The organism is Olsenella sp. SW781 (assembly GCF_012027725.1).
Lineage (GTDB): Bacteria > Actinomycetota > Coriobacteriia > Coriobacteriales > Atopobiaceae > Thermophilibacter.
Genome location: NZ_SJOU01000008.1, coordinates 41,866 through 61,533, shown reverse-complemented (window position 1 = coordinate 61,533; position 19,668 = coordinate 41,866). Strand labels below are relative to the sequence as shown.

The following is a 19,668-nucleotide window of genomic DNA, read 5'->3' as shown; positions in this document are numbered from 1 at the left end:
TGGGGGACGCCCCGCCGCAAGCCCCTCGCAATCCGTTCAGCAGGCCCGTTTATTTCTTTTGCTCTTTTTTATTTCTTTTGCTCTTCAGAGAAAGCTCAGGTCAGATATGTCTTGTCCGGCCTACGCAAGCGCGAACTTCCAGATGTTGTACACGTTGATGAGGATGATCAGCACCATGAGGCCCATGAAGAGCTTGTCCACGGTCTTGTCGTCGATCTTGGCGTTGACCTTGCGGCCCACGATGCCGCCCAAGATGCCGCAGACCACCATCGCCGCCAGCAGCACGAGGTCCACGCCCACGTAGCCCCCGGTGACGATGGAGCTCGCGGTACTCGTGGCCTGGGAGAACAGGATGATGTAGAGCGAGCTCGAGGCGGCGCGCTTGGTCGCCATGGTGAAGAAGTAGAAGAGCACCACCAGGTTGATGGGGCCGCCTCCGATGCCGAGGAACGAGGAGCACACGCCCAGGACGAAGCCGATCGCGAGACACGCCACGGCGGACGTCACCTGAAGGGTGGGGATCTTCTCCTTATAGATGGTGTAGACGAGCGTCCCCAGCGTAATCACCAGCAGCGCCCCCGCCTGCACGGCGCCAGCCGTGTTGGGGTCGGGGAAGAGCCCCGCCACGAGGGAGAAGAGCTCCTTGCCCGCAAGGCCGCCCACCGCGGCGCCGATGGCGAGCGGCGTGTCGGTCTTGGGGTCGATCGTGGAGGTCCCGGAGAGCTTTGCCTTGAGGACGGAGTAGAGCGTCATCGAGAGCACCGTGCAGCCCGAGAGGAAGTTGATCGTGGCGACGTCCGCCACGCCCGTGGCGTCGAGCACCGGCTTGATGATGATGCCGCCGCCGATGCCGCAGATGGCGCCGACGGTGCATGCGAAGAAGCTGACGAGAAGAACGAGCACCTGCATGGAAGCCCTCCTTAGGACGGGAATGCGAACGACGGGAGCCGCCTAGCCCCTTCCCCCGTCGTCCGCGCCCGCATCGGGGCCGACCGCGGCCTCGAAGACGTCTCTGACCTGCTCAAGATACTCGTTCGCCCGCTTGACGTCACCCTTGTTCTCGTACTGGACGGAGAGCAGGTAGAGCAGCGTGGTGCGCTCCGGCCCCGTGGCGTCCTTGAGCTCGGCCTCCATCTGGTCGACGTAGGCAGAGCTCTTCTCGGCGAAGATCGCGTAGGTGCGCTCGCACCCGGCGAGCTGCTCGGGCGAGGCCTTCTCGCGCAGCTCCTCGAGCAGCTCGCCCGCGCGCTCGTAGTCCTCCTGCTCGACGAAGAAGTTGAAGGCGCGCAGGAGCAGCACGAGTCGCTGCTTGTCGCTCGAGTTCAGCTCGAGCATCTCGTCGATGGTGCGCCGCGAGGCGTCCGTGTCCGCGAGGCACATCTGCGCGTTGAGGCGCATGTAGAGCTGGTTGTAGCGCGGGTAGACGATCTTCGCGACGGGTCCCTCGAGAACCCGCAGGCAGCCCTCGAAGTCGCCCTTCTCGAAGAGCTTCTCGTACCTCGAGAAGATGAGGCGCTTCTGGACCTCGGTGTAGACGAGCGAGATGACGCAGAGCGCCACCACGATGATTCCTATCAGCCTGAGGTCCATGTGCCTCTCCTCCCGACGCCGTCAGGCGCCCTAGCCTCTCTCCAATACGGTCCTGGGCGTCCTGCCCACGACGAGCCCGTCGTTCTCGACGTAGCCCTCTTCGCGACCGCGCAGCTCGTCTATGAGTATGGCACTGAGCTCCGCGACGCGCTCGGCATGGGCCGGGTCACGGGCGAGGTCGTGCTCCTCGCGCGGGTCGGCATCGAGGTCGAAGTAGCGCTCCACGCCCGTCTGGGTGAACCAGACGTACTTGTCGTGCCTGGTCAAGATCCACTGGTTGGACTGCTCGTGGCTTCCGGAGTGCTCGCCGTGGAGGTACGCGCGCTCGAGGCTCTTCTCGCCCGTGATCTCGCCTCTGAGCGAGGAGCCCTCGACGGTCTCGGGCACCTCGGCGCCCACGAGGTCGAGCAGGGTGGGCATGACGTCCATGAGCTCCACCACCGCGTCCGAGCGCCGGGGCGCCGGCCGTCCGCCGGGCAGCACCTTGGAGCCCACGCGCACGATGAAGGGGATGCGCGCGCTCCCCTCGTAGGGAAGCACCTTGCGGAACGAGCTGTGGTCGAAGAGCATCTCGCCGTGGTCCGCCGTGAAGAGCACCACGGTGTTCTCGTAGGTCTCGTCGTTCTCGAGCGCCGTGATGAGCCGGCCGATCTGGTGGTCGAGGTGCGTGATGCAGCCGTAGTAGCCCGCCATGGCCTCGTGGCGCAGCGTGGCGTCGCGGCAGCCGTGCACGCTGTCGATGACCATGCCGTCGCGCTCGGTGGCCTCGGCGTCCTCCCAGTCCCCGTGCGCCGGCTCGCGCAGCTCGCGGTCGAGGTACGGCTGGTAGTAGGCCGCGGGGGCGTCGAAGGGCGGGTGCGGGCGAACGAAGCTCGCCATGAGGAAGAACGGGCGGGTGCGGTCACGCGTCTCGAGGAAGCGGATGGACTCGTCGACGACCCAGTTGGTGGGGTGGAGGCGCTCCTCGTAGACCCACGGACGCGAGATCCAGGAGTTGTTCTCCACGCCCGTGCCGTTGACATCCGCCTCGGGACCCAGCTCGGAGCGGAGGAAGCGCAGGTAGTCGTCAGAGACGTCCTGGTGCATCCAGTGCGGGAGGTTGGCCTTGCGGTAGTGGCCGATGTAGCCGTCGTGCAGGCGCAGGTGCTGGAAGCCGCAGGCCAGGCGCGGCGGGTGCACGTGCATCTTGCCCACCATCGCCGTCTGGTACCCGGCGGCCGAGAACTCCTCCGGCATCATGTGCTCGTAGCGCCAGGGAACGCCGTCCTGGTAGCCCACGCGGCCGTTGGTCGCGGGCGTAGTGCCCGTGAGCAGCGACGCGCGCGCCGGGATGCAGCTCGGGCACGCCGCGTGCGCGTTCTCGAAGTAGGTGCCCTGCGCGGCGAGCGTGTCCAGATAGGGCGTCTTCACGTCGGGGTGGCCGTCAAAGCCGAGGCAGTCCCCCCTGAACTGGTCGCACATGATCAGGACGACGTTGGGACGGCGGCTCTCGAGGCCGTCGCCTGAAATGCTTGCCATCAGTCCTCCCTGTCCGTGGGTTGGGGGCAGCCCCCCCGATTTGCAGAAACGTTCTATGCGAATTGGGGACCGTCCCCCATTCGCTGGCGCACGAGCGCGCGGGCCGTCTCGGCGAGGGGCTCGTACGCGTGCTCGAGAAACTCCCGGTAGCCGCAATACGTCTCGTCGTAGTACGAGGCGTTGAGCCGCTTGCAGTTGCGGTGGCAGATGCCCTCGAACGGGCAGTCGGCGCAGGCCGCGCACTCCCGGCGCGGCTCGGACAGAAACCCGCGCATGACCTCGCAGGAGGCCATCTCCTCGAGCGAGTCCTCCCGGATGTTGCCGCAGCGGTACTCGTCGAGGGCGTAGAAGTCGCAGGGATAGACGTCGCCGTTGCTCTCCACGACGAACTGCGGGGCGCAGCGGCCGAGCATCCCGCAGGCCTGGGGCCACTGGCCGAGCGAGAGCTGCATCACGTTGTCGAAGAGCCCCACCGAGAAGTAGCGGCCCGCCTGGACCTCGCGCAGCCACAGGTCGAAGAACGTGCGATAAAACGAGAAGAACGCGCGCGGGGTGAGGGCGTACTCCTCCCCCTCCCCGTCGAAGCCCGCCAGGCACGGGATGAGCTGCACGTAGTCGATCTTCTCGCGCTGGTAGAACTTGAACACCCGCTGTGGGTGCCGGGCGAGCTGAGCCGAGAGCACCGTGAGGACGTTGAACTCGACGCCCGCCTCGCGGAGCATCCGGATGGACTCCATGACGCGCGCGTGCGTCGGCTCGAGGCGGATGTCGCCGCGGAGGCTGTCGTGGAGCTCCCGGTAGGCGTCGACGGAGACGCCCACGAGAAAACCGTGCTCCCGGAAGAAGGCTGCCCACTCGGGCGTGAGGGAGTGGCCGTTGGTCTGAAGCGCGTAGCTCACGGTCTGGTTGGTGCGGCGCGCGTCCACGTAGGCCGTGAACGCGCGGAAGAAGTCGAGCCCCGCGAGCGTGGGCTCGCCGCCCTGGAAGGCGAAGGTCACCTGCGCGTCGGGGCCGAGCCCGAGGGCCCGGTCCACGAGCGCGTGCACGGTCTCCTCCGACATGAGCTCCCTCACCGCGTGCGCGCGATGGTCCGCGACGTCACGGTAGAAGCAGTACGAGCAGCGCATGTCGCACGCGCTCGACGCCGGCTTTATGAGGAAGCTGATGTACTTCACGTCTCTCCCCGTCCCGTCCGCGGACTAGAAAACCTGACAAAACACCCTGTCACCTTTGTCAGGTTTACGCAAGGCCGAGGCGGGCGAACTGCTCTGCGGGGGCGCCGTGCTCCTTGAGGCCGCGCCTGAGCAGCCCGACCATGCGCGCCTCCGCGTCGGCGTCCTCCCCCACGAGATTGTGGGTCTGGCCGTAGTCGGCCTCCAGGTCGAACAGCATCGAGTCATGGACCTCCTCGAGGCAGTCCTCGCGCTGGTCGATGTTGGCGGGCTTGCGGCACGGGAACCTGTAGACGGGATAGTCCGTCCACGAGAGGAAGCGGCCCATCTCGATCTGGTCCACGCAGTCGGTGCCCATCTTCTTGCGGATGGTGTGGGGAATCGCCGCGTACTCGTAGCAGGGCTGGTTGCCCGGCACGGGCGCGCGGAAGTAGGTGTGGCGGCCGTCGGTCACGTTGACCGTCATGGCGTGGACGCCGTAGAGGGCGTACTCGCGGGTCGATGCGGCGCCGTCCGTGGCGAGCGGCATGAGCGAGGTTCCCATGACGGTCTCGGGCACGGGGCGTCCGTGGGCCTCGAGCACGGTGGGCATGATGTCGATGGCCTGGGTGAGCTGGTGGGCCCGCTCGCCCGCGCGCTCCCCGTGGGGGAACTTCACGATCAGCGGCAGATGGGCCATCTCGTTGTACATGTGCATGTAGTTCTTGCCCAGGTAGTCGCGGCTCCCGAGGAAGTAGCCGTGGTCCGTGGTCACGATGACGGTCGTTCCCTCGTACATGCCCTTCTCCTTGAGCTTGTCGACGAGGGTTCCGAACCAGTGGTCGGTCATCGTGACGAGCGCCTTGTAGCGGCGCTGCACGTAGTCGACGGCGCTCTCGGGGATGTCGGTGTCGGAGACGCGCTTGTAGGGCGGGATCTCAAAGTAGTCGCGGTCAAGCCCCTCGGAGCCGCCGTACTCGTCCATGTAGCGGTCGGGCACGTCGAAGGGCTCATGCGGGTCGAAGGCCTCGACCATGAGGAAGAAGTCGTCCTTCCCCTCGTTCTGGTCGATGAACTCGCACGCGGAGCGGAAGGTCCTCGGGGAGGGCATGTCCTCCTCGCTGGGCCACCTGAGGCGGTTCTTCTGGTACTGCTCGCGCACGCGGCCATAGAAGGTCTCGGGCATGTTGTCCGGCTCGTCGATGCGGCTCACCCACGGGTCGCCCTCCTGGCCGCGGAAGAACTCGAAGGTGTTGAAGAGCTGCAGGTAGCCCTCGCCGCCGGTGCGCGCGTAGTGACAGTGGTCCGTGGAGATGTGCGTGCGGACGCCCCCGGCGCGCAGGCAGTCCACGAGCGTCACGTCGAAGGGCTCGATCGGGCCCCAGGGGCGCTCGAGGAAGTTGTAGCGCCCGCACATGATGTCGCGCCGGGCCGGCATGCAGGGCGCCGAGCCGATCCAGTGGTTGTCGAAGGTGACCGCCTCGCTCGAGAAGGCGTCGAGGTTCGGGGTTCGCGCGCTGCCCCCGGGGTTGTAGCACCCGAGCGCGTCCCGGCGCAGCGTATCCATCAGGACGAGTACGGTTCTCATGAGTCCTCCGAAAATTGATATGAGGTGCCCCGCCCAGAGGGGTGGGCGGGGCACCGAGAAAGGGCGCTTCCTACGAGAAGATCTTCGGGAAGCCGGGGATGTAGTAGTTGAGGGCGAAGAGCACCAGGCACACGGCGATGATGCCGAGGATGATCTGGGCGGAGTTCTTGCCCTGCCCCTTCTTCAGGAGTCGGTAGCAGATGAAGGTCACGATGATCGGCAGCAGGCACGGCAGGACGGAGTCGAGCTGGGTCTGGAGCACGAGCGGGTCGCCCTCGCCGAAGGAGAACTCGATGGCGGTCTTGAGCTTGACCGTCGTGGCGATGAGGCCGCCGGTGACCATGACGCCGAGCACGTTGGCGGCGTCGCCGAGGCGATCGAAGACCTCGACGCCGAACTTGTCGACGAGCGCCATACCGGACTCATAGCCCTTGTGCAGGCCGAAGTACTTGAGCGGCCAGTACAGGAGGTTGATGAGCAGGAACATCACGAGCGGGCCGATGAGGCTGCCGTTGTCGACGCACAGGGAGGCGCCGATGGAGCCCGCGATCGGGAACCACGTGAGGTTGAGCAGCGAGTCGCCGATGCCGGCGAAGGGGCCCATGAGCGAGGTCTTGATCGCGGTGACGGTGTCCTTGTGGTCCTCGTCGGTGTTCTCCTCCACCGCCGTGGCGATGCCGAGGATGAACGGGATCGCGATGGGGTGCGTGTTGAAGTACTCGAGGTAGCGCTGCATCGCCTTGACGCGCAGCTCCTTGGGGGCGTCCTTGTAGAGCTCCTCGAGGACCGGGGAGACGCAGTAGGTGAGCGAGAGGGACTGCATGCGCTCGTAGTTGTGGGCGAACTGGCAGCCCTGGGTCCTCAGGAGAACCCGGTTGAGCGTCTTCTTGGAAATCTTACCCATTAGAGATCATACTCCTCGTCCTCGTCGCTGGCAGGGGCGTCGACGGCTGCGGTGACCTGGGGCTTCTTGGTTCCCTCGACGACGAAGTCATAGAAGCCCGCGGCAGCGGCGGCCACGAGGGCGATGCCGATCGTCGGGACCTTAAGGAAGGCCGCGAGCACGAAGCCGCAGATGAGGAAGATCCACATGTTCTTCTTCATCATCATGGTGAGCAGCATCGCGAGGCCGACGGCGGGCATCATGCCGCCCGCGGTCGAGAAGGCGGAGAGGACCCAGGGCACCTGGTTCTGCAGGAAGCTCATGATGCTCTCGACCACGACCGAGCCGATGCCCGTGGCGATGAACACCGGGATGGCACGGGTCAGGAAGAAGCAGGCGGCGCCGGCCCAGAAGTACTTGTTGACGGACTTGAACTCGCCGCTCTCGGCCGCCTTGTCGGCGCCGTGCAGGAACGTGATGTTGGTGGTCATCACGAGGATGTTGAGCTGCTGGACGAGCGTGGCGGTGGGGATGCCGATGGCAACGGCCAGGGCGATGGCGCTCGCGGTGTCGCCGCCGGACATGATGCCGAGGGCGGCGCCCACGATCGTGCCGGAGATGACGTCGGGCGGCACGTAGGCGCCGATGTTGTTGACGCCGAGCCACATGAGCTCCATCGTGGCGCCGATCATGATGGCCGTGGGCATGTCACCAAGGATGATGCCGACGCCCACCGAGGCGAGCAGCGGCTTTCTGAATCCGAGGTGCGGGCCAAACTGGTCCCAGGTACAAAGACCCGCCCAGATGGCAAGCAGCAGTGCTTGGATCATTTCTCCTCCTTCTGACGACAGTCGTCGCTTGTGCTGACGGCGCGCCCTCTCCGCGCCGACGTTGCCTGGTTACGCCTCCGCGTGCGCGCCGGAGAGCAGCTCGGAGACGGAGACCTTGGGGTCGCGCGTGGTGGGCTGCATCCAGCACTCGACGCCCATGGCGATGAGCTTCTCGAACGCCTCGCGCTCCTCGGGGGTCACGGACATGTTCTTGTGCAGGCGCGTGCGCTGGTCGTTGTAGCGCATGCCGGAGACGTTGAGGTAGTCGAACGGCAGGCCGTTCTCGTGCATCTTGAGGGCGTCGACGGGGTTGGTGAACAGGACCATCGTCACCTTCTTGAGGGTGGTCTTCTTGAGGACGTCGATGAACTTGTCGACGCCGAAGACCGAGACCTTGACCTTGGGGACGGCGAGGCCGGCGACGGACTTCTGAACCGGGTCGTTGGCGACCTTGTCGTCGACGATGATCACGGACTCGATGCCGTTGTCCGGAATCCAAGTGGACGCCAGCTGGCCGTGGATGAGGCGGTCGTCGATGTCAACGAGCTTGAGTGCCATGTTCTTCTCCCTTTCTCTGGGCCTTACGTGCCGTGCTTGGAGCCCGCGGGCGGTCCCATCCCCGCTCGCGGGCGGCTGACCCTGGAGGTCGTGCCAAACAAACCTGACCCCAGTGGCGTGACGCCAATGGCGCGCTAGAGGTCGAGGTCATCCTCGTCCGAGCTCTCCTGGGCCATCTCGACCTTGATCTCGGCGAGGGTCTGGGCGTGGGCCGCCTCGATGAGCTCGCGGATCTCGTCGGCGCTGGAGGCCTGGTCGCGGGAGAGCAGGAGCTCGATAAGGACGGGCAGGCTGAGGCCGGTGAAGGCGACCATGTCCATGCCCTTGAGGATGCTGCGCGAGATGACGTTGAACGGGGTGCCGCCGTGGATGTCGCAGATGGTGACGATGAGGTCGCACTCGGACTTGAGCTCCGCGTACGCCTGGGCGAACTCCGCCTCGAACGTCTCGGCCGACTTGTCGGCCGTCAGCGCGAGCGCGCGCACGTCCTGCTGGGGACCGGCAACCATCTCGACGCTTCCGAGTGCCGCCCTCGCAAACTCGCCGTGGCTCGCAACGATGACGCCTACCCTCATGGTGATTCCTCTCCCTTGGCGCAGCCGCATCAGCCGCTATTTTTCATAACAGAACAGAATTGGATTCAATTTGTTCGTTTCTGTTCGAAGCAATACTAGCCAATTGTTCGGAAAATGTGTGCGCGAGTTACTGTTTCTCTGAAAGAATGGGGGCCGGCGGTAGAGAAATGTCGGTGACCGTTGCCATGACGTGTGGCTTGGTAAGAAACGTTGCAAGTTATCAAGAGTTGTCACCCTACCCCGAGGATGTGCGATTCGCCGGGTATAGTGTTCATTGAACAGCCGATGCGGAGGACGGTGAACCATGCTCAAGGCCGAGCGACAGGACCGAATCGTTGAGATGTGTCGCGTGCGCGGCACCGTCTCGGTGCACGAGATCGCCACCACGCTCGGCGTCTCGGACATGACCGTTCGGCGCGACCTCGAGGAGCTCTCCGACGAGGGGCGCATCGAGCGCCTCAGGGGCGGGGCCAAGACGTCCGAGGGCGTGCGCGACCGCGCGCTCATCCGCGAGTCCGCCCATCTCGAGCGCCAGCTCCTCCACATCGAGGAGAAGACCAAGATCGCCAAGATCGCGGCGTCCCTCGTGAGCGAGGGCGACACGATCTTTCTCGGCTCGAGCACCACGGTCGAGCTCGCGGCCCAGTTCCTGCCCGTCATTCCGCTGCGCATCGTGACCAACAGCCTGCCGATCTTCAACCTCTTCGTCGACGGGGACATCCGCGAGATCATCATGCTCGGCGGCACCTATCGCCCGAGGTCGGGCACCTTCATGGGGCCCATCACCGAGAACGCGCTCGACTCGCTCGGCTTCGACAAGGCCTTCATCGGCGTCGACGCCCTGCGCGACGGGCAGCTCTTCACGAGCACGCTCGACGCCGGCCGGCTCTACAGCACCGTCTTCGACCACGCCACGGAGTGCTTCGTCCTCGCCGACAGCAGCAAGATCGGCTCCCGCGGGTTCTACTCCTTCTTCTCGCTCAGGCCCGATGACACCGTGATCTGCGATGACGGCGTCGACCCCGAGGAGCTCAAGGATCTCCGCACGTACACGAGGGTGCTGCTCTAGCGCCACGCTCGGCGAGAAGGACGCGCCTGTCGCGAGACCCCCGCAGAGCCGACGCGCGGGGCCGACGCGACGTTCTTCTCGGCACTTCTGTCGCCAAGCCCCGCACACCAGCTGTGCGGGGCCGACGCGACATTCTTCTCGGCACTTCCGTCGCAAATCCCCCGCGCACCGGCCGTGCGGGGCCGTTGCGACACTTCTCGTGCCCCGACTGTCGCGAGACCCCCGCAGGACCGCAGTGCGGGGCATAGCCGACGTTCTTCTCGGCGCTTCCGTCGCGAATCCCCCGCATACCGGCTGTGCGGGGGCTTGGCGACATCCCCCCGCTCTGCGCCCGTCGTGAAACCCCCGCACAAGCGCCGTGCGGGGCGTAGCCGACGTTCTTCTCGGCACTTCCGTCGCGAATCCCCCGCATACCGGCTATGCGGGGCCGTTGCGACACTTCTCGCGCCCCGACCGTCGCAACACCCCCGCACACCGGCCGTGCGGGGCCGTTGCGACACTCCCCCGCACCGCACGCCGCGCCCGTATTGTGCCAATTTGTTCGAATCTGTTTGAATTCCTTGAAATCGAGTACACTTCTCGCAGATTCACCTATGCAGGCCACCCTGGGGAAAGGACAGCTATGAGAATCGTCATCGGATCTGACGCTGAGGGCATGCCGCTCAAGGAGACGGTCAAGGCCTACCTCGTCGAGCTCGGACACGAGGTCGTTGACAAGAGCGAGGAGCCCGCGGCGGACCTCGTGGACTCCACCCTCGCCGTCGCGCACGACCTCCTCGAGAACCCCGACAGCCTCGGCTTTGCCTTCGATCGCTACGGCGACGGCTCCTACATGGCCGCCTGTAAGGTCAAGGGCATGGTCGCCTGCGAGTGCTCCGACGAGCGCTCCGCCTTCATGACGCGCCAGCACAACAACGCGCGCCTCATCACCATGGGGTCGGCCGTCGTGGGCGACGAGATCGCCCGTGGGATCGTGCGCGAGTTCCTCTCGGAGCCCTACGCCGGCGGACGTCACCAGATCCGTGTGGACATGCTCAACAAGATGGCCTAGCGCCAGCGCCGGAACCCGACACCCAAGGAGGACACCATGATCATCGCGATCGGCTGCGATCACATCGTCACCAACGAGAAGATGGCCATCTCCGACCACCTCAAGGCCTGCGGCCACACCGTCATCGACTGCGGCACCTACGACCACGCGCGCACCCACTACCCCATCTACGGCAAGGCCGTGGGCGAGAAGGTCGCCTCCGGCGAGGCCGATGCCGGCGTCGTCATGTGCGGCACGGGCGTGGGCATCACCAACGCCGTGAACAAGGTCCCGGGCGCCCGCTGCGCGCTCGTCCGCGACATGTCCACCGCCGTGCACGCCCGCGAGTGCCTGAACGCCAACGTCATCGGCTTCGGCGGCAAGATCACCGGCGAGTTCCTCATCGCCGACATCGTCGACGCCTTCCTCGCCGCGAGCTATCAGCCCACGCCCGAGCGTGACGCGCTCGTCGCCAAGATCGACGCCGTCGAGGCGGGCTGCGACGCCGAGGCCCAGGCGGACCCGCACTTCTTCGACGAGTTCATCGAGAAGTGGGACCGCGGCGAGTATCACGACTAGCCCCAGACGCGACTCCGGCCGGTCGGGCGGCACCCGCAGGGGCATGCCGCCCGACCGGCCTCATGGCGGGGCAGGCTGGACAGAGGCACGAAGCGAGAAGAACGGGCATGGTCGAGGGCCCACGCGATTCTCCCCCAGGGCGGGCTAGAGCCAGTCGAGCGACCCCTCGGGCGCGAGGGGCGTGCGTCGCACCACGACCTCGACGCCGCGCTCGCGCAGGGCCCGCAGCGCGGCGCAGTCCCCCTCATCCACGGCCACGGCCGGGGCGACCCGCCACTTTCCTGCGGCCATGTGCAGGTTGCCCACGTTGACCGCCCGCGGCCGCACCCCCGCCTCCACGAGCGCGAGGGCATCCGCGGGAGTCTCGACCACGGCGAGCGTCGGGTCGCCGCCCAGGGCCCGGAGCGTGTCGGCCGCCTCGGGCACGGTCTGGAAGAGCACCTCGACCCCCTGGGGGACGGCCATGCGCATCACGCGCTGCCGCATGGGGTTTTCGGCGGCCTCGTCATTGGCCACGACGATGCGGCGCGCGCCGATCGCACGCACCCACGCGGCAGCCACCTGCCCGTGCACGAGGCGGCTGTCAATGCGCACGAGCGTGCCGTCGGCCCCCGACATTTCTGACCTTTCTCCCGGTGGTACCCCAGTGGTTTCTATCTTACTCGCCCGCAACGGGATAAGATGCACTGAGCGCACACCCCACATTGACTCAGGAGGAGACGCCATGATCTCTACCGTCACGCTCAACAGCTCCATCGACAAGGCCTACCAGCTGGCATGCCCGCTCGTAGACGGCACCGTCATGCGCGTGGAGACGTGCATCGACAACGCCGGCGGCAAGGGCCTGAACGCCGCCCGCGCGGTCGCCACCTGCGGCGAGAAGATCGTGGCGACGGGCTTTGTGGGCGGCAACAACGGCCGGCTCCTCTGCGAGCTCCTGGACGCCGACGGCATCGAGCACGACTTCGTGCACGTGGCCGCCGAGACGCGCTGCTGCATCAACGTCCTGGAGCCTAACGGCCGCTCCACGGAGTTCCTCGAGCCCGGACGCCCCGTGACGGTCGACGAGGTCGCCGCCGTGCGCGCGAAGGTCGGCGAGATCGCGGCGCGCGCCGACGTGGTGACCTTCAACGGCTCCGTGCCCAAGGGCGCGGGAGACGGCATCTACCGCGAGCTCGTGGAGATCGTGCGCGCGGCGGGCAAGCCGGCGATCTTGGACACCTCGGGCGCGCTTCTCGTGGGCAGCCTCCCCGCGCGTCCCACGATGATCAAGCCCAACACGGACGAGATCCAAGCGATTCTGGGCCGCAAGCCGGAGTCCATCGACGAGATCTACGCCGCCGCGCGCGAGGTGCACGAGACCTACGGCATCGAGAAGGTCGTGGTGTCGCTGGGCGGCGACGGCTCCGTGATGGCCTGCTCCGAGGGCGTCTTCCGCGGGCGCGCGCCCAAGATCGACGTGGTGAACCCCGTGGGCTCCGGCGACACGATGGTGGGCGCCTTCGCCGTCGCCATGGCACGCGGCATGGCCGTGGAGGAGCAGCTCGCCTACGCGATGGCCTGCGCGAGCGCCAACTGCCTCACGCCCTCGACCGGCCACTTCGACATGGCCGTGGCCGACGAGCTGCGCGCCGGCACGAGCGTCGAGAAGGTCGCGTAGGCATTCCGGACATACGGGCATCCATCCGAACCGCACTGGCCGTCCGGCGAGAAGAACGTCTCTGCAGGTCGTTCTTCTCGCCGGGCGGCCTTCTTTGTAAGCGGCAGGCATACGCGCTTTCTACGCCACCCTGCCGCTACGGAACCCGACGCAGCTCCACGCGGGCCGAGAAGGACAGCTGCTTGCCGGCGGTGACACCCACCGTAAGCGTTCCGCCCATCGCCTCCGTGAGCGCGCGGGCGACGGCGAGGCCGAGGCCCGTGCCTCCGGAGTTGCGCGCGGGGTCCCCCTGGTAGAAGCGCTCCGTGAGGCGGGCGGCGTCGAGCCGGGAGGCGTCGGCGGGCGCCACGGGGTTCTCTATCGCGAGCCCGGCGCCCTCCGCGCGGACGCGCGGTGCCCCGCAGCCGTGCACCAGTGCGTTCTCAAGCAGGTTGGCCATCACGCGCGCGAGCGCATCCGGCGCCGCGAGCACCGGCGCGCACTCCCCCACGCGGACGTCGGGCTCCCAGCCGCGAGCGACGAAGGCCCCGTACCGGTCCGCGAGCGCTTCCGTCACGATCGCGGCGAGGTCGCACGTCTCGAGCTCCGGCTCCCAGGACGGGTCCGCGGCGCGGGCGTACGAGAAGAGGTCGTCCACGAGCACGCGCATGGCCGCGAGGCGCTTCTCGGCGCCCTCGAGGTAGCGGGCGGCGCGCTCGGGGTCCTCCGCGCGCCGGGCGAGCTGTAGGTAGCCCTGCGCGCCCGCGAGCGGGGTGCGGATGTCGTGGCTGAGCGCGGCGAGCTGCTCGCGGAAGCGCTCGTCTGCGCGGCGGCGCTCGAGGTCGCGCTCGAGGTCCGCATCCAAGTGGCGGTCCACCGCGCGGGCGAGCGCCACGACCGCCGGGTCGACGGACTCGAGGCGCGCGCGGGGCGCGGGGTTTGCCGCCGCCCCGTCGAGGAGCTCCGCCAGCCGCGCGAGGTCACGACTCCGACGTCCCTGAGCGTGGAAAAGGGACTGTCCCCTTTCCACGTCACACCGTCCTTCTCGCCATTGCGGAGCGTGCCAGCGCGAGGAGCGCGGCCGCCCACACGAGGGGCACCACGAAGGCGCGCAGGGGGTCGAGCGGCATGAGCCGAGCGACCATCGCGAACGCCACGTCGGCCTTGAGGCCCTCGAGGGGCAGCGCGAAGCCGATGGCCTCAGAGAGCGTCACCCCGAAGGGCGTGGGCGAGCCCTCCGGCACGACGATCAGCACGAGCACGCAGAGCACAAGGAATGCCACGACCACGAGGCCCGTTGCCGCGATCGCGCTCTGGCTCCTCGTGACGAGGCCCGCCACGAAGCCGACCTCCGCGACCGTGAGGTACGTGAGCACGCCGGCGAGCACGCGCTCCGGGGCGCACATCGCCGGAGACGCGGCGATGACGGACGCGCCCGGAACCAGCGCGCCGGCGATTACGTCCAGCACCGCCGCCGCGGCGAGCAGGCCCAAGGCGAGCGCGGCCGCCGCCACGAAGCGCGAGGCCACATAGCCCGCCCGGCCGCGCTCCGTGCAGCACGCCGAGCGCAGCGCCCCGCCACGCTGGTCGAAGGCCGCGATCCCCGCCCCCGCAAAGAGGACGACGAGCAGGAGCGCCTTGTCGCGGAAGAGCGAGTCTTGCAGGCCGTAGGTCACCCCCTGCGTCACACTCCAGGCGGCATACGCCTTGCCGAGCACGACGAGAGCGAGCGCGACCCACGTCCGGTAGTTGCGCACGAGCGCATAGAGTGCGGCGCGAAGCTGGTTTGCCATGGTGGGACCTCCTTTTGGTCTAGAGCGGAGCCCGCGCTATCACGCGGCGCGAGAGCGCCCAGAAGACGACGACGTAGGCGACGGGCAGCACGACGAGGCGGGCATCGGCCACGAAGGCGTCGCCGAGCAGGCCGCTCGGCAGGATGGGAACGATAAGCTGGAACGCCCCGAAGGCGAGCTCCTGGGAAAGCGGGATGAGCACCGCCACCGGCACGAGGAGCAGCACGTTGAGCACCCCCGCGCCCAGGATGACCGCCGCGAAGAACGCCGAGGCAAAGCCGCGGGGGCTTCGGGCGAGCCAGAGGAGGAGCATGCCAAAGACGGCATACGTCCAGCCCACCAGGACGTATGCCACCGCACGAAGCGCCAGCTCGCCCGCGGGCATCCCCTCAAAGGCCACGCTGGGGCCAAGAAGCAGGGGGATGTTCAGCAGCGCGGACCACAGGCCGAGAAGAACCGCGAGCACCAGCGCCAGGATCACCCGGGAGGCCACGTACCCCTCTCGCCCGCGCGCCGTGAGGGTGGCCGCGCGCAGGCCGCCCGACGAGACGTCATGCGTGACGATGCCCGACATGGCAAGGCAGGTGCCGAAGAGGGCCCCCGTGCGGACGAGGCTGAGGACGGCCCCCTCAATGATCACGTGCATGTCGGCATCGGGGAAGAGCAGCTCCAGCAGGATGGCCCACACGGCGAGCAACGCCGGCAGCACGAAGGCGCCCTTCACGTAGGCGTCGCGCGAGGCGAGGTAGAACGCGGAGCGCAGCTGGTTGGCAAGGGCCGTCATGGCGCTCACCTGCCCTTCCCGGTGGACGTGTCGTCGATGAGGCGAACGAGCTCCGCCTCGACGTCGGGCGTGCTGGCGGCAAGCTCCGTCACGGCGATGCCCGCGGCCAGGAGCACCTGCGCCAGCACCGTGCGGTCCGGCTCGCCGCCGCCCGGCGCCGTCACGCGCAGGGCGCCGTCCGGCAGCACGCGCACCGTGAGGCCCGGCAGCTCCTCGGCGAGCACGGCCACCGCGCGCTCCGGGGCATCGACGCGCAGCGTGAGATAGGTGGCGCAGGCGTCGGCAAGCTCCTCGGAGGTGAGCTGGCGCACGAGTGCGCCGTCGCGCATGATGCCGTAGTGCGTGCACATGCGCTCGAGGTCCGCGAGGACGTGCGAGCTCACCACCACGGTGACGCCGCGCTCGCGGCTGAGGCGGACGAGCAGCGCGCGCAGGTCCGCCACGCCCGTGGGGTCGATGCCCGTGAGCGGCTCGTCGAGCAGCAGCACCTCGGGACTGCCGATGAGGGCGAGGGCGACGCCGAGTCGCTGGCGCTGCCCCGTGGAGAGGTCGTCCACGTAGGAGCCGCGCGGCCAGAGCAGGCGGCCGCGCCCGTCGCCGGCGGTGCGCGCGTCGAGGCCCACGAGCTCAAGCACTTCTCGGCACGCCTTCTTTGGGTCGGGCAGGCCGAGCACGAGGGCGCGGTTCATGAGGTTCTCGAAGGCGTCGAGCCGGCCGTAGACCGCGGGCGTCTCCACGAGCACGCCGAGCCGCGAGTCGGACTCGCAGGGGCGCAGCTGCCGGCCGAGCACGCTCACGGTCCCCGCGTCCTGCCGCATGAGCCCGGAGATGAGCTTGAGCAGGGTGGACTTGCCCGCGCCGTTCTTGCCCACGATGCCAAAGACCGAGCCGGCCGGCACGGCGAGGCTCACGTCGCGCACCGCGCGCACCGTTCCGCGCGAGAAGGACTTGGTGAGGTTGCTCGTCTCTATGGCGTTCATGGTGGCCTCCATCCTCGGGTTATCCAAAGACTACCCGGCAGGCGTGGGAAAACCCTTCAGAGAGCTACAAGGCTTTGACAAGAAATCGGCGCCGTGCCACTGGCGTCAGGTTCGTTTGGCACGCGTGCCAAACGAACCTGACGCCAGTGGCACGTGGCACGCATCACGCCTGGAGCTTGAAGCCGATGCCCCAGACGGTCTGGATGTAGGAGTCGGTGCCGGTTGGGCGCAGCTTGGAGCGCAGGTTGCTCACGTGCGTGGATATGGTGCGCTCCTCCGTCAGGGCCTCCTCGTTGCGCACGATCTCGAAGAGGGCCTGCTTGGTGAAGACGCGGCTGGGCTCGCGCATCATCGCGGCGAGGATGTCAAACTCGGTTCGCGTGAGGCGCAGGGGCTCGCCGTCCACGGCAAACGCTCGCGCGGCGGGGTCGAGCTCCCAGAGGCCGAAGCGCAGGGCCGCGACGGCCCGCCCCTCTCGCCCCGCCGCGCGAGCGCGGTCACGAAGCTGCACCTCCACGCGCGCGAGCAGCTCGTCGAGGTCGAAGGGCTTCGTCAGGTAGTCGCTCGCGCCCAGGCGGAGCAGCCCCACGCGGTCCGTCACGGCGGAGCGCGCCGAGGTCACGATCACGGGCGCGCCCACGCCGGCCGAGCGCAGGCGGCCGATGAGCTCCTCCCCGGGGACGCCGGGCAGCATGAGGTCCAAGATCACCAGGTCGAAGGGCTCGTTCTTCTCGCTCGCGCGATCTGCCAGCAGGAGTGCCTCCGTTCCGGAGAACGCCGGCACGCACGCGTAGCCCTCGTCCCCGAGGAAGGTGCAGACCACCTCGGAGAGCGCGGCATCGTCCTCCACCACGAGGACGCGGAAGGTGTCGGGTCCCGTCTCCATGGCACGAGTATAGCCCTGGGGGCCGCCTCCCTCCCGGGTACGTACACCCCTCGTCCGGATGCGTACGAGATTCAATTGTTTGTCTGGTACCTAGCAAAGAGAGAATCGCAGGTAGGAAGGCTATCGAGAAGAACATCAAGATTGAAAGTTGGTACGTACCCGGAGAGGGTGTGTACGTACCCGGAGAGACGCGGGGGCGCGGGATACCCCTACCCCGCAAACGGCCACGCGCCGGCGGCCAGCGCCTCGATCGCGGCCGCGACGGCGTCATCCTCGCAGGCGCCGATGTGCCAGCGCGCGGCGGCGGCGGCCTCCGGCGTGGCGCCCGCCACGGCAACGGAGTTGGGCACCGCGGAGAACATGGGGAGGTCGTTGTCCGCGTCGCCGAAGACCACGACCTCGTCAAGGCCCACGTCCAGGCACTCGGCCATCCATGCCACCGCGGCGCCCTTGTTCCAGCCGCGGGGCATGATGTTGGAGTAGGTGGGCATGGCCCGGTCGACGTCGAGGGCCGCGACCTCGTCGTTGAGGCGCGCCACCAACGCCGCGGCGGCGCGCTCCCCCGCCCCGGTGAAGACATTGGCCTTGACCACGGGGAAGTCCGGCAGCGCGCGGGTCACGCGGCAGCGCTCGGCATAGGCGGGAAAGTGGGATGCCAGGTCCTCGACGGAGCCCTCCACCAGAAGCGGGGTCGCATCGTCGAAGCAGACCAGGCCGGCACGCGGGGCCTCCGCCACGATCGCGCGCACGGCCTCGAGGGCGTCGGCGGCGAGCGTCTGCTCCATGACCTTCTCGCCACCGAGGTAGACCTGCATGCCGTTGGTCGCGAGCGCGGTGGCGCAGCACGCCGCGTCCCCGCCGAAGAAGTCGGGAATCCACGAGTAGCCGCGTCCGCTCGCGGGCCCCACGGCAATCCCCGCCGCGAGCGCGGCATGGAAGGCCGAGACGGTGCGCTCTGAGACGCGTCGGTGCCCCCGCGGGAGGATGGTCCCGTCGATGTCGGTGAGGATGAGCTTCACGGCCACGTTCTTCTCCCTTCGCCCGGGGCGCGCCCCGACTGACCCTGCGGTCAGTATAGAACGCGGCACCCCTGCTCGGCGGCGTCCTCGGCAACCAGGCCGTCGGGGTCCGCGTCCATGACCACTGCCTCGACGCCGGCGAGCGTGCCAAACCAGAGCAGCCCCGGGGCGCCGACCTTGCTCTGGTCCATGAGCACGAACGTCCTGTCGGCGCAGGTCAGATATGCCCGCTTGAGCTCGGCCATGTCCTGGTTGTTGGTCATGAGGCCCCGCCCGGGGACATATGAGGTGGGCGTGACGAAGGCCTTGCGGGGATGGAGCACCTCGAGGGTCCGCATGGCGAGCGGGCCCGCCGTGTAGCGGTGGCCCTTGCGCAGGCTCCCGCCGAGCATGATGACGTCGAGCGAGGGGGCGGAGCGGTCGACGTAGTCCGCGATCGTGAAGTCGTCGGTCACCACGGTCACGCCAGCACGGCCCGAGATGGCGCGGACGAGCTCGAGCGCCGTGGTGCCCGAGTCCACGAGCACGGAGTCGCCGTCCTCCACGAGCGGCGCCGCGAGCCGCGCGATTGCGCGCTTGGCCTCAACGTTCACGTTGATGCGCCGCTCCTGCACGGAGACGGTGAGCGTCTTGGAGAGCGAGACGGCCCCGCCGTGCGTGCGGCGCAGCTTGCCGTCTCGCGCCAGGGCGTCGAGGTCGGCGCGGGCCGTCACGCGGCTGACGCCGAACGCGTCGGCGAGCTGCGTCACCTGTACGGAGGCGGCCCGGTCGAGCATGGAGAGGATCGCCGCGCGGCGCTCCTCGGATGACATGGCCATGGTCTTCCGCCCTTCTCGGTTGCCCGCCCGCGCCCTGTGCGAATGTGTGCGAATTGTGTTTCCTATTCTTTCTTTAGAAGCAATCTATCACATTGCTTTTTCTTTCGTTTTGGAAAGAGGCACTATGGGCGCGGCCTGAAGGCCGCGCGGAAGGGGTCCCCGCTTCGGCGGCGTGGTTTCCGGAGGACGCCCCACGTGCACCGCAAATCGAACAATGCCCGGCGCCGCCGCTTTGGCGAGAAGAACCTGCGCCGTGCCTGCGCGCGCCCTCCGAGGAGACGCTGCGGGAGAGGCGCCTGCCCTTGCATTTGGTTTCCCTTTTGCCGGGCCCGGGCGGCCGCCCGCGGCAGCCTAGCCATACACGAACTCGCATCCCTA

Annotated in this window: 21 protein-coding genes; 4 read left to right on the top strand and 17 right to left on the bottom strand. The window is 67.9% G+C overall.

Annotated features, from left to right (window positions below; all coding sequences use genetic code 11):
• Window positions 1-120 precede the first annotated feature (120 nt).
• The 9 genes from E0L17_RS06315 to E0L17_RS06275 form a co-directional block, all read right to left on the bottom strand.
• The gene (locus E0L17_RS06315; protein WP_167930413.1) at window positions 121-909 is read right to left on the bottom strand and encodes a sulfite exporter TauE/SafE family protein; all 789 of its coding nucleotides are present in this window, start codon (window positions 907-909) and stop codon (window positions 121-123) included.
• Window positions 910-951: 42 nt separating this feature from the next.
• A complete protein-coding gene (locus E0L17_RS06310) occupies window positions 952-1,590 on the bottom strand; it encodes a hypothetical protein (protein ID WP_167930412.1) in 639 nt (212 codons plus the stop codon).
• 30 nt (window positions 1,591-1,620) lie between these two features.
• On the bottom strand, window positions 1,621-3,108 hold the full coding sequence (locus E0L17_RS06305; RefSeq protein WP_167930411.1) for an arylsulfatase: 1,488 nt from the start codon (window positions 3,106-3,108) through the stop codon (window positions 1,621-1,623).
• A 53-nt stretch (window positions 3,109-3,161) separates the two neighbouring features.
• Window positions 3,162-4,283 (bottom strand): radical SAM/SPASM domain-containing protein, encoded by a 1,122-nt coding sequence (locus E0L17_RS11225; RefSeq protein WP_167930410.1) that lies wholly within the window; start codon window positions 4,281-4,283, stop codon window positions 3,162-3,164.
• Window positions 4,284-4,347: 64 nt separating this feature from the next.
• Window positions 4,348-5,847 (bottom strand): sulfatase, encoded by a 1,500-nt coding sequence (locus E0L17_RS06295; RefSeq protein ID WP_167930409.1) that lies wholly within the window; start codon window positions 5,845-5,847, stop codon window positions 4,348-4,350.
• Window positions 5,848-5,917: 70 nt separating this feature from the next.
• Window positions 5,918-6,751, bottom strand: a complete 834-nt coding sequence (locus tag E0L17_RS06290) for a PTS system mannose/fructose/sorbose family transporter subunit IID (protein WP_167930408.1) — start codon at window positions 6,749-6,751, stop codon at window positions 5,918-5,920.
• Complete coding sequence (locus E0L17_RS06285; protein WP_167930407.1) at window positions 6,751-7,560, bottom strand: PTS mannose/fructose/sorbose/N-acetylgalactosamine transporter subunit IIC; 810 nt, start codon at window positions 7,558-7,560, stop codon at window positions 6,751-6,753. The genes E0L17_RS06290 and E0L17_RS06285 overlap by 1 nt, the downstream gene beginning before the upstream one ends.
• A gap of 69 nt (window positions 7,561-7,629) precedes the next feature.
• Window positions 7,630-8,118, bottom strand: coding sequence for a PTS sugar transporter subunit IIB (locus tag E0L17_RS06280; protein ID WP_167930406.1), 489 nt, complete (start codon window positions 8,116-8,118; stop codon window positions 7,630-7,632).
• A gap of 134 nt (window positions 8,119-8,252) precedes the next feature.
• A complete protein-coding gene (locus E0L17_RS06275) occupies window positions 8,253-8,693 on the bottom strand; it encodes a PTS sugar transporter subunit IIA (RefSeq protein ID WP_167930405.1) in 441 nt (146 codons plus the stop codon).
• A gap of 304 nt (window positions 8,694-8,997) precedes the next feature.
• Between E0L17_RS06275 and E0L17_RS06270 the strand changes: the two genes are divergently transcribed.
• From E0L17_RS06270 to lacB, 3 genes are all read left to right on the top strand, one after another.
• Window positions 8,998-9,762, top strand: a complete 765-nt coding sequence (locus tag E0L17_RS06270; protein WP_167930404.1) for a DeoR/GlpR family DNA-binding transcription regulator — start codon at window positions 8,998-9,000, stop codon at window positions 9,760-9,762.
• Window positions 9,763-10,384: 622 nt separating this feature from the next.
• Complete coding sequence (lacA, locus tag E0L17_RS06265; protein WP_167930403.1) at window positions 10,385-10,813, top strand: galactose-6-phosphate isomerase subunit LacA; 429 nt, start codon at window positions 10,385-10,387, stop codon at window positions 10,811-10,813.
• A gap of 36 nt (window positions 10,814-10,849) precedes the next feature.
• Complete coding sequence (lacB, locus tag E0L17_RS06260; protein WP_167930402.1) at window positions 10,850-11,371, top strand: galactose-6-phosphate isomerase subunit LacB; 522 nt, start codon at window positions 10,850-10,852, stop codon at window positions 11,369-11,371.
• 144 nt (window positions 11,372-11,515) lie between these two features.
• Here lacB and E0L17_RS06255 read toward each other — a convergent pair whose 3' ends face one another.
• Window positions 11,516-11,989: a PTS sugar transporter subunit IIB gene (locus E0L17_RS06255; RefSeq protein WP_167930401.1), complete on the bottom strand. Its 474-nt coding sequence runs from the start codon at window positions 11,987-11,989 to the stop codon at window positions 11,516-11,518.
• Between the two features lie 106 nt (window positions 11,990-12,095).
• On the opposite strand from E0L17_RS06255, the gene E0L17_RS06250 reads away from it, so the two are divergent.
• Window positions 12,096-13,031 carry a 1-phosphofructokinase family hexose kinase gene (locus E0L17_RS06250; RefSeq protein ID WP_167930400.1) on the top strand — a complete coding sequence of 312 codons (936 nt, stop codon included), beginning with the start codon at window positions 12,096-12,098 and terminating at the stop codon, window positions 13,029-13,031.
• A gap of 136 nt (window positions 13,032-13,167) precedes the next feature.
• Here the strand turns inward: E0L17_RS06250 and E0L17_RS06245 are convergent, their stop codons facing one another.
• The 7 genes from E0L17_RS06245 to E0L17_RS06215 all read right to left on the bottom strand — a co-directional run bounded on the left by E0L17_RS06245 (window position 13,168) and on the right by E0L17_RS06215 (window position 19,290).
• Entirely contained in the window at window positions 13,168-14,040 is an 873-nt protein-coding gene (locus E0L17_RS06245; protein ID WP_167930399.1) for a sensor histidine kinase, read from the bottom strand.
• Between the two features lies 1 nt (window position 14,041).
• On the bottom strand, window positions 14,042-14,803 hold the full coding sequence (locus E0L17_RS06240; RefSeq protein WP_167930398.1) for a hypothetical protein: 762 nt from the start codon (window positions 14,801-14,803) through the stop codon (window positions 14,042-14,044).
• Window positions 14,804-14,822: 19 nt separating this feature from the next.
• Window positions 14,823-15,596, bottom strand: a complete 774-nt coding sequence (locus E0L17_RS06235) for a hypothetical protein (protein WP_167930397.1) — start codon at window positions 15,594-15,596, stop codon at window positions 14,823-14,825.
• Entirely contained in the window at window positions 15,593-16,567 is a 975-nt protein-coding gene (locus E0L17_RS06230; protein WP_167930396.1) for an ABC transporter ATP-binding protein, read from the bottom strand. Before E0L17_RS06230 ends, E0L17_RS06235 begins: the two co-directional genes overlap by 4 nt.
• A 163-nt stretch (window positions 16,568-16,730) precedes the next feature.
• On the bottom strand, window positions 16,731-17,453 hold the full coding sequence (locus E0L17_RS06225; RefSeq protein WP_167930395.1) for a response regulator transcription factor: 723 nt from the start codon (window positions 17,451-17,453) through the stop codon (window positions 16,731-16,733).
• A 209-nt stretch (window positions 17,454-17,662) separates the two neighbouring features.
• Complete coding sequence (locus E0L17_RS06220; RefSeq protein WP_167930394.1) at window positions 17,663-18,478, bottom strand: HAD family hydrolase; 816 nt, start codon at window positions 18,476-18,478, stop codon at window positions 17,663-17,665.
• Window positions 18,479-18,522: 44 nt separating this feature from the next.
• Window positions 18,523-19,290: a DeoR/GlpR family DNA-binding transcription regulator gene (locus E0L17_RS06215; protein WP_167930393.1), complete on the bottom strand. Its 768-nt coding sequence runs from the start codon at window positions 19,288-19,290 to the stop codon at window positions 18,523-18,525.
• Window positions 19,291-19,668: the final 378 nt, after the last annotated feature.